We start from the raw sequence: 12,844 nt of genomic DNA, 5'->3' as shown, positions 1-12,844 counted from the left end.
TGTCCTTTCTTAACCGGTAATTAACGATTGAAATGCGCGAAAGCCTTGTTAGCCTCAGCCATTCTGTGCATCTCTTCTTTTCTCTTGAATGCTCCGCCTGTCTCGTTTGCTGCATCCATAAGTTCAGCAGCAAGGCGCTCCTTCATGGTGCGCTCGGATCTGTTTCTCGAATACTGAACTATCCAGCGAAGTCCGAGTGTCTGTCTTCTCTCGGGCTTAACGTCCATAGGGATCTGATAGTTGGCACCGCCGACACGGCGAGCCTTGCACTCGAGGGTGGGCATTACGTTTGCAAGAGCCTTTCTGAATACTTCGAGGGGCTCTTCATTTGTGCGCTCTTTGATGATATCGAAGGCGCCGTATGTAATTTTTTGAGCTACGCCCTTCTTGCCGTCCAGCATGATGTTGTTGATAAGCTTACTTACTACAACGTCATTGTAGACAGGATCAGGAAGAACCGTTCTCTTGGGTGTATTGCCTTTTCTTGGCACTTTGCTTCCCTCCTAACATGATTATGAAAGTTTTACTTTTCTAAAACTTGAAACCATAGGTACTCACGTTTCAGTTGTTCTTGTGGACCGTGTTAAGCGTCTCAGTCAGGCAATGTCCATATATGAACAATGTACTGATCACTTATGTCCAACCCTGCGCGAAATGATTCACGCAAGATTACTTCTTAACCTTAGCAGCCTTCGGCTTCTTAGCGCCGTACTTAGATCTGCCCTGCTGACGATCAGCAACGCCGGCTGTATCAAGTGTGCCTCTTACGATGTGATAACGTACACCAGGGAGGTCCTTAACACGTCCGCCTCTGATAAGTACAACAGAGTGCTCCTGAAGGTTGTGTCCGATTCCCGGAATGTAGGCTGTAACCTCGTAGCCGTTTGTCAGTCTTACACGGGCAACCTTACGAAGCGCTGAGTTAGGCTTCTTAGGTGTTGTCGTCTTAACAACTGTGCAAACACCACGCTTTTGAGGTGAGTCCAGATCTGTCTGCTTGTTCCTGATCGTGTTCATGGAAAACTGCAGAGCCGGGCTGGCAGACTTGTATGTCTTGGAATGTCTGCCGGACTTAACCAATTGATTGAACGTTGGCATCAATACATCTCCTTTCTCTATTTTTTCGCGCAAATAAGGGCACAAAGTCCCCTTTGCGAGCAATTAAGTATACACCCGCATTTTTTGAATGACAACTACTAATTTTCAGGGAGATCCTGCGCAGCGGCCTTATGCCTTTCGCGTATATAAAACGTCTGGTATTCTACACCGCTGCCCCGTGTCAGGCAACCTCAGGGTTTGGCAGCGATATCGAAAAAGCATAAAAAATTGACAGTCAAACCCGAAATTTCTTATTCACATATCAGGGCAAACCCTATATACTTACTAAGGTTATTTTTTAATTACAAGGAGTGTGACTTCAATGAAAGTAAAAATCACAGAAACCGTGCTGCGTGACTCCCAGCAGTCGCTCATCGCAACACGTATGCCTTTCTCGGATTTCGAGGGCATCCTTGAGACTTTGGACAATGCCGGCTACTACTCACTCGAGTGCTGGGGCGGCGCAACATTCGATTCATGTCTCAGATATCTCGACGAAGATCCGTGGGAAAGACTCAGAAAGATCAAGGCTGTCTGCAAAAAGACTCCCCTTCAGATGCTCATCCGTGGCCAGAACATCTTAGGCTACAAGCATTATCCCGATGACGTCGTAAGACTCTTCTGCCGCAAGGCTGCAGAAAACGGTATGGATATCTTCCGTATCTTCGACGCCCTCAATGATTTCAGAAACATTGAAGTCTGCATTGACGAGGTAAAGAAGTGCGGCAAGCATGCACAGGGCTGCATCTGCTACACAACTTCACCCGTACATACTATCGAGAAGTACGTTGAGATGTGCAAAGAGCTCGAGAGCATGGGCGTAGATTCCATCGCCATCAAAGACATGGCAGGTATCTGCTCTCCTAAGGAAGCTTACGATCTCGTAAAGGCCATCAAGGACGCAAAGATCAAGGTGCCTCTCTTCTTCCACACACACCACACGACAGGCATGGGCCCCATGACCCTCCTCAAGGCTGTTGAGGCAGGTGTTGACGGTATCGACTGCGCTATCTCCACAATGGCAGGCGGCACATCACAGCCCGCTACTGAGACAATGGCTTACACACTTAAGCAGTTCGGCTATGACTCAGGTCTTGATATGGACAAGCTCAAGGAGATTGCTGATTTCTTCGTACCCGTAAGAAAGAAGTTCTTAGACAACGGAACACTCAATCCTACAGTCATGGGCATCAAGGCTGACATCCTTAAGTATCAGGTTCCGGGCGGAATGCTCTCCAACATGATCGCTAACCTCAAGGACATGAAGGCTCTTGATAAGTTCGACGCAGCTCTCGCAGAGATTCCTGCAGTCCGTAAGGACATGGGTTATCCCCCGCTCGTTACGCCTCTCTCGCAGATGGTCGGTAACCAGGCAGTCCAGAACGTTCTCCTGGGCGAGAGATACAAGAACATCTCCAAGGAGATCAAGGCTTACTTAAGAGGCGAATACGGCAGAGCACCTGGCGAAGTCAACCAGGAACTCATCGACAGATGCTGGAAGCCTGAAGAACTCGTTCAGGGCAGATATGCAGATTCCCTTGAGCCCGCTTTCGAAAAGACAAAGAAAGAACTCGGCGACAAGGCAAGATCTGACGAGGACGTACTCTCCTACATCGCTTTCCCTCAGGTTGCAGAGAAGTTCTTCCAGTCACGTGAGGAAAAAGAATCCAACACAGTCAACTACACCATCGAGAAGAAGGAGGATTGATTATGAATCCTGTAGTACAGTTGGCTATCGAGCGCGGTCAGCAGCTCACCATGGGTGAGATGCTCCTTAACGCCGGCATAGTCATCCTCGTGGTTTTCGCCGTACTCCTGCTGATGTATATCCTTATCTCCATTTCAGGTAAGATCATCCAGGCAATCACCAAGGCAGGCACAAAAGAGGAACCCGCAAAAGCTGCTCCCGCAGCTGCCGCTCCTGCAACTGCTGTTCCTGCCGCTGCAGCTGCTCCTGAGGAGATCTTCTCTTCCGGATCACTGAAGCTCAAGAACTGTGACGAGAAGACCGCTGCAATGATCATGGCAATCGTTGCCGACAGCACCGGAATACCGCTCGAAGAGCTCGTATTCAAGTCCATCAAACTCGTCGAAAAGAAGTAAAGGAGAACGTCAACCATGATATATAACGTAACTATCAACGATAAAGTTTATGAGGTAGAAGTAGAGAAAGGCAAAGCCAATCTCATCAAGACAACTGCTGTTGTCGCTGCTCCTGCCGCTGCACCCGCTGCAGCTCCCGCAGCCGCTCCGGCTGCCGCACCCGCTCCTGCAGCTGCTCCCGCCGCTGCCGCTGCCGCAGGCACAACACCTGTTAACTCACCTATGCCCGGTACGATCCTCGACGTTAAGGTCGCTGTCGGTCAGGCAGTCAAGGAAGGCGAGCTCGTTTGCATCCTCGAGGCTATGAAGATGGAGAACGAGATCTACGCTCCCTGCTCAGGTTCAGTTGCTCAGGTTCTCGTAACAAAGGGCCAGTCCGTAGATACCGGCACGCCCCTTATTTCGATTTCTTAATCGGGAGGGCAGCAGGTAATGTTAGAAGTATTAAAAAATCTGTGGGAGACCTCAGGTATTGCCACAATGACGTGGCAGCAGGGCGTGATGATCCTCATCTCGTTCATCCTGTTCTATCTCGCAATCAAGAAGCAGTATGAGCCTTTGCTCTTACTCCCTATCGCATTCGGTATGCTCCTTACCAATCTTCCCTGGCCCGGCGGCGGAATCTTCCACCCCGATTGGTTCCAGGGCGAGATCAACTGGAAAGCATTGGGCGGCGGCGGTGAACAGGATCCCGGTCTTTTCGACTTCCTCTACATCGGCGTTAAGATGGATATCTTCCCCTGCCTTATCTTCATGGCAGTAGGCGCCATGACAGACTTCGGACCCCTGATCTCCAGACCTTCATCCTTCTTCATGGGTGCTGGCGCTCAGTTCGGTATCTCCTTTGCATTCGTAGTAGCTTGCCTCCTGGGCTTCGATCCTCAGGGTGCTGCTTCCATCGGTATCATCGGCGGTGCTGACGGCCCGACAGCTATCTATCTCACATCCAAGCTCGCACCCGAGCTCCTCGGCGCCATCGCCATCGCAGCTTACTCATACATGGCCCTGATCCCTATGATCCAGCCGCCTATCATGAAACTGCTTACAACAAAGAAGATGCGTCAGGTAAAGATGGAGCAGACAAGACCTGTATCCAAGGCAGAGAAGATCTGCTTCCCTATCATCGTTACAGTTGTTTGCGTTCTCATCCTGCCTTCCGTTGCACCTCTCTTGGGATGCCTCATGCTCGGTAACCTCTTCAGAGAGTCAGGTGTTACAGACCGTCTTTCCGACACGGCACAGAACGCTATGTGCAACATCGTCACCATCATGCTCGGTACCTCTGTAGGTGCTACGGCAGTCGGTGCCAACTTCCTCAAGCTCGAGACAGTTAAGATCATCATCATCGGACTTTGCGCATTCGCTTTCGCAACAGTCGGCGGTCTCCTCATCGGTATCGTTATGTACTTCCTGTCCGGCAAGAAGATCAACCCCCTCATCGGCGCAGCAGGCGTTTCCGCCGTTCCTATGGCAGCACGTGTTGCTTCCAAGGTCGGCCAGAAGGAGAACCCTTCCAACTTCCTGCTCATGCATGCCATGGGTCCTAACGTAGCAGGCGTTATCGGTTCTGCAGTTGCTGCAGGCATCCTGCTCACACTCTTCGGTTAATCCGATATAATAACCAAAACTTCCAAGAGGCTGTGCCGTCCGGTGCAGCCTCTTTCATTTGGGCAGGTACAGGAAACTTTTCTTATTTTGAGATCAGCCGGTTCACCTTCTGTATTACTTCCCACATGACATTTGCGACATACTCATAGGCCGACGATGGGGCAGGTCTTCTTATGACATATGTAAACCCGGCATCTTTTGCCGTCTGCTCTGCCCTCTCCATGTGATAGTCGCTGCTGATAAGAACAACGGGCTGAGCGGGATCAACGAGCTCTGCCGCATTCCTGAAATTCGCTATTGTCGTCTCCGCCTTATCCTCAAGGATCATCCGGTCTTCTGCAACTCCGCGTTCGATCAGGAGATCGCGCATTACCGCCGCTTCAGTCAGTCCGTTTTCATTGGGATTTCCGCCGGACAATATAAGCGTTGCCTTAGGGTTTTCTCTGGCATACTCAGCCGCCGTATCTACTCTTCCCAGGAGATCAGGCGTCGGCTGTCCGTTCTGAAGAGCCAGCCCCAGAACGATCGCATGGTCGGCATAACCCGGGATGCTTATCATCCCGCCTATGGTAACTTGCGAGAACAGGAAGATAACAAACCCTGCCGTCAGTATCACCGCGAGACGAAGTATCCATCCCAATGCCTTCAACAGCTTCGGTCTCAGCTTTGTGAAAAAGCCGGTTCTAATATCCAATGCAAGAACAAGAAAGACCGCACAGATGACCATTTCATACTTAAATATCTTTATATATGAGTCTTTCAGGACGACCGCATTGATCCTGCCGACCATTATGACGGACATATATACCGTAAATAAAACAGCCAATATGATACAGAGATTGCCGATAAACCGTCTTGCCTTGCCTGGTCTTCTCATGGTCCTTTACCCCCGGATACGGATACCTGAATTATAACAGGACGGCAAAATCAAAACTCCAGTGCTTTCAAATACTTTTTCAAGTATTTATTGTAGTATTTTATTTATTTTTTCTTTATCAGCGCAGAAGGCTTTTTTCCGGTTTTTGAGCATGTCGTTTTTGTCGTATTTTGTCGTATTTATTTACAAATTTCCGACAAAGCACGCGCGTATAATCTTGCCATGAAATACCTGAACAGATACATTCCAAAAGAGTATTTGGCTCTTAAGATCAACTATTGCCGCAAGCAGCTTGAACAGCTGCCCAAAGTTAAGGTGCATGAACGCCGATTGAACGGTTCACTAAAGTCACGGATCATAGTCGATAACCATAGATATTGTCCGGATACTCAAACCGGCAAAGATTTCTACGAGAAGATGCTGTTGAGAAATGAGCTTGAACGAGAACTGGATGTCTATGAAGCTATGTGGCGATATAAGTATGCAGATCCTGTCCCGGAACTTATACCTGAAAACATTGTCAGAACACTGTATATAGATGCAAATACACCTGTAGTAATGAACAGTCAGTATTTTGACAGTCTGAAAAATGATGCCAACACCGGCTACAGCAAACCTGAATACTATCAGTTCAACGGAACGTATTACCGTTCAGCGGCTGAGCGAAGCATAGCAATCTTCTATACCGAGATGGATATCCCGTTCAAATATGAGCCAGAGGTTATGCTCAAGGGGTTGCGCAAACCGGTCTACCCTGATTTTGTTCCGTATTTTAAAGAGATCGACTCATGCAAAATCCACGAACACTTCGGCATAATGAATTCTTCTGACTATATCAGAGATTCGAAGATCAAGTTTGGAAACTTAACAAATGCCGGATTGCTTCAGGATCTGGATTTTATGTTTACTTACAGTGCCGATGATACTCTTCTTGATACCAGATATCTGTTGTCAAAACTTAATTCGCTCATATTCGGTTCAATGCTCTGCTGCGTTAACCGTCATCCCAATCTGTAGATTTACTTGCAAACCGGCATCGCTGATGCCCGGTTGGGGCTTGCCCCATCATGCCATCCACACAAGCACCTGCTAAGCCTTGCAGTCAAGGACGCCGTAAGGCGAGGCAACAGCCGTTTCCTTGACGGCAGGGCTGCAGGTGCTATTTCAAACCTTGCCCACTGTGTTTATATCATTGTGTACATATGAGTACGTTTTTTCCTGCAAAACCGTACTCAAAAAATCACATTACCCTCAATTTGCAATTTTGAGTACGGAAATTTCGAAAAAAGCGTACTTTGCTGAGCACATAAGGAACGGGGTCTCAAGATCCCCCGCCTCAAATAATTAACCCCTCCGGAGGAATCCTCCGAAGGGGCAACTCTTCGCGCTAGCTATGAGTTAGATGTCTTGGTTAAAACCTGGGGCCGTTAGGAATAAACGGACCGTTGGGTGCCTGAGGTGCCTGCGGAGCCTGAGGAGCTTCAGGGCCCTTAGGCGGCTGAGGTGCAGGTGCGACAGGTGCAGCGGGTGCGGGTGCTACGGGAGCAGCCGGAGCCTTGGGAGCTTCAGGTGCTGCGGGTACGATACCCTCACTGGAAGATACATTAACAGTCTGAACATTCTCAAGTCCGGAGACTGTGATGTTCTTGTTGACCTTTGCATCGTAGGTATTAGCCTTCATGATCTCTCTGATGTCGATTCCGGTCGTTTCCTTAACTGACTCGATGGTCTGTGCAAGGACCGAAGGAACATAGGAGCCCATTGAGCTTACGCCTGTACCGTCTACGCCGGAGCCGGAATCGATGATGGTAACCTTATCGATCGTGGACAGAGGCTTAGCGATCTCAGCTGCCATTTCAGGAAGAGCCTTAACGATCATTTCCATCATAGCTGCCTGGCCGTACTTCTTCATAGCTTCAGCCTTCTTCTCGAGAGCTTCAGCTTCTGCTAAACCCTTTGCAGCGATTGCTGCAGCTTCAGCTTCACCGACCTTACGGATACCTTCAGCTTCCTGCTGCTTAGCGAAGAGGTCTGCTTCAGCCTGTACCTTACGGGCTTCAGCTGCCTTCTCGAGTTCGAACTTCTCAGCTTCTGCGTTTCTCTGTCTCTCATAGAGAGCAGCGTCTGCAGCCTGCTGCTTAGCGAACTTCTCAGCTTCAGCCTTCTTCTTGACTTCAGCGTCGAGAGCCTGCTCTTTAACTTCAGCTTCCTTCCTCTTGAGGTCGACTTCCTTCTCCTGACGTGCGATGTCGGCGTTGGTCTTTGTGACCTCGATCGTCTTACGCTGATTTTCCTTCTGGATCTCGTAAGCAGCGTCAGCCTCAGCCTGCTTCGTATCTTCGATGGTCTTGAGTTCTGCTCTCTTGATGGAGAGTTCGTTCTGCTTTACGGCGATCTCTGTATCAGCTGCAACCTTTGCGTCGTTAGCTTCCTTCTGAGCCTGAGCCTGAGCGATGGCAACGTCTCTGTCAGCCTGAGCCTTAGCGATCGAAGCATCCTTCTGGATCTTGGCCATGTTGTCCTGACCCAAAGCGTTGATGAGGTCTTTCTCATCCGTTACGTGCTGAACGTTGCAGGAGATGATCTCGATACCCAGACGCTTCATGTCTTCCTGAGCCTTCTGCTGAACCTCGTCACCGAACTTCTTTCTGTCGTTGCAGAGGTCCTTCAGTGTGATCGTACCGATGATCTCTCTCATGTTACCCTGGAGGGAATCGACGAGTGAATCTGCGATCTGCTGCTCTTTCATGTTGAGGAAGTTCTTCATGGCGAGCTTAACGCCTTCACCTTCGCTCATGACCCTTACCTTTGCGACAGCGTCGATGTTAACACCGATGAAGTCTGCTGTAGGTACATAACCGTCTGTCTTGATGTCGATCGAGATCTGCTTGATAAGGAGTTCGTCCTTTCTCTCGAAGAAGGGCATCTTGAGTCCTGCTCTACCGATAAGGATCTTAGGATTCCTGCGGAGACCTGAGATGATATAAGCTTTGTCCGGCGGTGCCTTTACATAGCTGGAGATAATAATGATTATTACAATGACAACTATAATAGCTGCCGCAACAATCGGAGCTGTTAAAAAATCTGGCATTTCCATATCCTCCTATTCTTTAAAAAACCCCCACATCACATAACTCTGTGATACGGGGCGCCATTTATTTTGCTAAAGATATTTTACATTACGGGGTGCCCCGGTCAAGAAAAATCGTATCTGCGTGAATCCGATTTGTATATTTGAATAATTTGGGATTTCCAGGATTGTGGGATTTATTTATTTTCAACAAATCGTGCGATATCGTTCGATATTGTACAGATATTGCGGTTTTCGGGAAGCAAAAGAGACCGTACGGGACGGTCTCTTCGATCAGATATTGGCTTGTAAGATCCGATTACGGATTAGTGCAGTAACCTCTGGAATTAAAGTTGTAGACTTTGCCGTTGATCTTCAATGACTGATTCCTGGCATACCAGCCAGTTGAATCGCCGTACCACCAGCCTGTTGAATCCTTTGTCCACTTGGCTCTGTACTGATATGTCCATTTTCCGTTGGAATTGAGCCAGTAACCGTCGCAGTATTCTCCGGCCGCCATCGCGCCGCTTGACTTGAAGTAATACCAGTCGCCGCCGATCTTCTTCCAACCGGTAACCATTGAACCTGAAGATTCGAAATAATACCTGGTGCCGCCTATAGACTGCCATCCGGTCACCATGGTACCGGTTTCATCAAAGTAGTACCATTTGCCGCCGATGCTCTGCCAGCCTTTCCTCATGGCTCCGTTAGAACCAAAGTAATGCCAGTCACCGTCGATCTGCTGCCAGCCTTTCTTCATGGCTCCGTCATTACCCAGGTAATACCAGTCATTACCTGACTTCTGCCAGTCCTTGAGCATTACACCGGTATTCTCATTGAACATATACCAGGAACCATTAATGGATTTCCAGCCCAGAGACATTAATCCTGCATCATCAAAGTAGAACCAGTTGTCTCCACCCTTAACCCATACGGATTTCTTTGTATCATTAAAATTGATCTTCGCGTCTCCAAAAACATCATAGATCGGAATTGAGGCGGAAGAACCGTTTGAGACCCATATCTTCTCGAACTGCGCCCGGGTTCCGCCGAAATTTACAGTCTTAATGGAACACCCCAGGAAAGCCTTGGCATCGATCCTGTTTACGGTTGCAGAAATATTGACAGTACTGAGAGATGTTCCGGCAAAAGAATAATATCCTACAGCTAAAACACCGTCAGGAATGCTGACAGACTTTAATCCTGAGTTTGTAAATGCATAATCCTGTATCTGAATAACAGAATCCGGAATCTTAACTTCGGTCAGTTTCGAATTTCCCATGCAACTGGCGGTACGGATAACTTTCAATGATTCAGGAAAATACAATTCTGTAAGTTCCGGATTTTTTGTGATCATACAAGACGTCATTTTTGTACAACCCCTGAGATCCACCTTAGTGACCTTGTCACATTCATAAACAGTGGCGGAATCGTAATTTCCGCTTACCGTTACGGATTCAAGCAGATCACAGTTATCGAAAGCAAAGCTGTCAATTTTCAGCCCTTTAAGAAAATCCAAAGACGTAATATTTGATTCTATTATGTCCAATCCCCAGATCTCACAATTCCCGGGAAGGTTAACGCTGCCTGCGGCACCGGTGAATTTCGGGAAACCCTGTATCGTAAGATCATTTACAATTATGCCTTTGGCAAATTTAAACTCAAATTCATCAATATTGCAGTAACTCTTACTGCACATGACATAAAACAGATCATCGTCGCTGCCGGAAAAATCCATTAATAAGGATGTAGCCTTCTCAAGTGTGGTTTTGCCGATCGAGTCAAGATCTGCTGTATCTTTTTTGCATATTATCTCCAGAAGGCCGTCAGAATAAAGATTATAAGAATACTGGTCAGCAATGACTCCCGACTCTGCGACATTCGTATCGGCTGAAGCGGCAAATGATAAACAGGTCATCATCATGGCGATGACAAAGAACAACCCCAAAACTTTTTTGAAACTGCGCATAGTTATACCTCCCCATAGAATCTATAAATAAATGATAACTTATACATCATGTGAATACTATAGCACACAGAAAAAAGAGGATGCCGTTTATGACATCCTCATTAGATCAAGACCATACTGTTGCCGTAAAGTAAAACGGATCAGCCGAAGAAATAAACGAAGCCCAATACGTGGAGCACAACACCTGCGATGCAGAAGAAGTGCCATACCATGTGGGAGAACTTGAATCTCCTCTTTGAAGGTGCGAAAAAGATGCCTACGGTGTAGACGATAGCACCGGAAAGAAGGAGCCAGAAAGTAACTGTTGACGTGTTTCTGTAGAACTCAACGATCCTGAAGATGATTCCCCAACCCATCAATGCATAGATGAAATAAGTAAATCCCTTGCCGACCTTTGTGTGATAAGCAAGTGCGGTAACAAGCACGCCTGCGATCGCACATGCAGCTTCCAGAGCCCAGAGGACTGCGCCTGATATAGGGCTTAAGATGTTGATGCAGATAGGTGTGTAAGCACCAAGGATTGCAAAGTAAGCAACGCTTCTGTTTACCTTGTTCATTACTCTCTTGTGGGGAGTACCGTGCTTCATGAGGTGATATACCGTGGACATGATGAGCGCGAGGATCAGGGTAACGATAAAAGCGGATATAGCGATAACAGACATGACAACGTGTGCCTGTGAAGCACCGGCCTGTGCTGATACTCTTAAGTATGTGTTGATCGCAGCAAAAGGAAGGAGACCTAAAAGATAAAGAACTACAACGCCTGATGTGACGGAGTTGCCGACTTCTTCGCCGAAAGTCTCATAGGTCTTGTGAAGTCCTCTCTGGACTGCACGCTTGGAGCTTTCAAACCATGTAAGATCCTTCAGACCTTCTTCGAGCGGGTCTTCACCTGTTGTTGCGGCATGCTTCTTGTCGGAGCTGCTCGCCAACATGGTCTTCCAGTATCTTTTGTTTTTTGCCATCGATCTGAATCTCCTGCCTAATAGTCAACCGATATATTTTACAAGGTGTTCGGTATGTTTTCAACCTTACGGAAAATCTTCGAAGATATGAGACGGAGCCTCAGTTGTCCTTTTGATCTGAAGAAGGAGCGCTGAGCGGGATAGCCCCGTCAGACTTGGGCTTTGGCGCGCCCATGGGAATGGCTTCGTCGGACTTGGGCTTCGGAGCACCCAGTATTATCGCCTCATCAGGCTTCGGCTTAGGTGCGCCCATGGGGATGGCCTCATCGGGCTTCGGCTTGGGGGCGCCAAGTATTATCGGTTCGTCGGACTTGGGCTTTTTATCTTCTTTCGGACCGGCGCCCAGCGCCTCGACCTTCTTTTCCTCAGGAGCTCCGACACCGATATGGACAGGTCTTACGGGAGCTCTGACGCCGGCGCGCCTTACCTGGCGGCCTTCCTTCATTGCGGGCTTCTCTTCCTCTTCTGAAGGCGGCATCTGCCTGGGTTCCTCAGGTTTTTCGACGGGCTTGTTCTTGCGTGTGATGTCGGCAGGCGTCTGCGCGGTGACGGGCGCGGTGATGACCGTACCCAAAACTTCAGGCTTTTCGGGAGCTTCGGGAGCCGAAGATGCCGGTGCGGCCTGATCCTGTGTCATGGGGTTTAGCTGCTCGGAAAGATAAGCTCTTCTGTAGAAACGGATTATCCTCCAGATGACGGGCCAGACTATGGCCACGGGAAGGATCCAGTAGACTGTCATGGAAGCGGCCTTGTCGCCGATGAGTCTCGAGAGCGCTGCGAAAGGAGCCTGCATTACGGCGTAGATCGCTCTTAAGCAGAGCGCGCCGGCCATGTGGACGAGGCTCGCGTCCTCACCCTTGATGAGCTCCTGTGCAGGATAGAACCAGATGGGGAAATATGCCATGAGGCCGTAAGCCGCAAGGCCCCAGTTGATCCATTCCTTTTTCTTGAATGCCGCAAAGAACGGCAGGAATACTATGAAGAACAGTGTGTAGAGAACGCTCATGACGCGTTCGAACAAAGAGAAATCCCTCGGTATAACCGCTTCATATGTGAAGTAGAGCGGCTCGAAACAGACGAAAGCCAGAGCTCCCGCGATAAGTCCCAAGAATACGCATGTGAAGTAATCTCTTCTCATATATCCCCTTATTGTT

Annotated in this window: 12 protein-coding genes; 5 read left to right on the top strand and 7 right to left on the bottom strand. The window is 48.5% G+C overall.

The window, feature by feature from the left end; genetic code table 11:
- Positions 1-20: 20 nt before the first annotated feature.
- Both rpsG and rpsL read right to left on the bottom strand, forming a co-directional pair.
- On the bottom strand, positions 21-491 hold the full coding sequence (rpsG, locus tag BO18_RS25320; protein WP_028507868.1) for a 30S ribosomal protein S7: 471 nt from the start codon (positions 489-491) through the stop codon (positions 21-23).
- A gap of 178 nt (positions 492-669) precedes the next feature.
- Positions 670-1,098 (bottom strand): 30S ribosomal protein S12, encoded by a 429-nt coding sequence (rpsL, locus tag BO18_RS25315; protein WP_028507869.1) that lies wholly within the window; start codon positions 1,096-1,098, stop codon positions 670-672.
- A gap of 322 nt (positions 1,099-1,420) precedes the next feature.
- Here rpsL and BO18_RS25310 point away from each other — a divergent pair, with 322 nt between their 5' ends.
- From BO18_RS25310 to BO18_RS25295, 4 genes are read left to right on the top strand one after another with little or no spacing between them, the layout of a single operon-like run.
- Positions 1,421-2,806, top strand: coding sequence for a pyruvate carboxylase subunit B (locus BO18_RS25310; RefSeq protein WP_034450456.1), 1,386 nt, complete (start codon positions 1,421-1,423; stop codon positions 2,804-2,806).
- A 2-nt stretch (positions 2,807-2,808) separates the two neighbouring features.
- Positions 2,809-3,201 (top strand): OadG family transporter subunit, encoded by a 393-nt coding sequence (locus BO18_RS25305; RefSeq protein WP_034450454.1) that lies wholly within the window; start codon positions 2,809-2,811, stop codon positions 3,199-3,201.
- Between the two features lie 15 nt (positions 3,202-3,216).
- Entirely contained in the window at positions 3,217-3,615 is a 399-nt protein-coding gene (locus tag BO18_RS25300; protein ID WP_034450453.1) for a biotin/lipoyl-containing protein, read from the top strand.
- An 18-nt stretch (positions 3,616-3,633) separates the two neighbouring features.
- Positions 3,634-4,809, top strand: coding sequence for a sodium ion-translocating decarboxylase subunit beta (locus tag BO18_RS25295; RefSeq protein ID WP_034450452.1), 1,176 nt, complete (start codon positions 3,634-3,636; stop codon positions 4,807-4,809).
- A gap of 82 nt (positions 4,810-4,891) precedes the next feature.
- Here the strand turns inward: BO18_RS25295 and BO18_RS33520 are convergent, their stop codons facing one another.
- On the bottom strand, positions 4,892-5,686 hold the full coding sequence (locus tag BO18_RS33520) for a YdcF family protein (protein WP_051689146.1): 795 nt from the start codon (positions 5,684-5,686) through the stop codon (positions 4,892-4,894).
- Between the two features lie 222 nt (positions 5,687-5,908).
- On the opposite strand from BO18_RS33520, the gene BO18_RS25285 reads away from it, so the two are divergent.
- The gene (locus BO18_RS25285; RefSeq protein WP_034450451.1) at positions 5,909-6,703 is read left to right on the top strand and encodes a hypothetical protein; all 795 of its coding nucleotides are present in this window, start codon (positions 5,909-5,911) and stop codon (positions 6,701-6,703) included.
- Positions 6,704-7,097: 394 nt separating this feature from the next.
- On the opposite strand, the gene BO18_RS25280 is transcribed toward BO18_RS25285, so the two are convergent.
- The 4 genes from BO18_RS25280 to BO18_RS25265 all read right to left on the bottom strand — a co-directional run bounded on the left by BO18_RS25280 (position 7,098) and on the right by BO18_RS25265 (position 12,828).
- A complete protein-coding gene (locus tag BO18_RS25280) occupies positions 7,098-8,777 on the bottom strand; it encodes a flotillin family protein (protein ID WP_066738452.1) in 1,680 nt (559 codons plus the stop codon).
- 298 nt (positions 8,778-9,075) lie between these two features.
- Positions 9,076-10,725: a leucine-rich repeat protein gene (locus tag BO18_RS33515; RefSeq protein WP_051689145.1), complete on the bottom strand. Its 1,650-nt coding sequence runs from the start codon at positions 10,723-10,725 to the stop codon at positions 9,076-9,078.
- A 140-nt stretch (positions 10,726-10,865) separates the two neighbouring features.
- A complete protein-coding gene (gene trhA, locus BO18_RS25270) occupies positions 10,866-11,690 on the bottom strand; it encodes a PAQR family membrane homeostasis protein TrhA (protein WP_034450450.1) in 825 nt (274 codons plus the stop codon).
- Positions 11,691-11,790: 100 nt separating this feature from the next.
- Positions 11,791-12,828 carry a hypothetical protein gene (locus tag BO18_RS25265; RefSeq protein WP_034450448.1) on the bottom strand — a complete coding sequence of 346 codons (1,038 nt, stop codon included), beginning with the start codon at positions 12,826-12,828 and terminating at the stop codon, positions 11,791-11,793.
- Positions 12,829-12,844 lie beyond the last annotated feature (16 nt).

The organism is Butyrivibrio sp. AE2032, from assembly GCF_000702965.1.
Note: the sequence above shows the minus strand (reverse complement) of the source record. Positions and strands in the feature narration are given on the sequence as shown.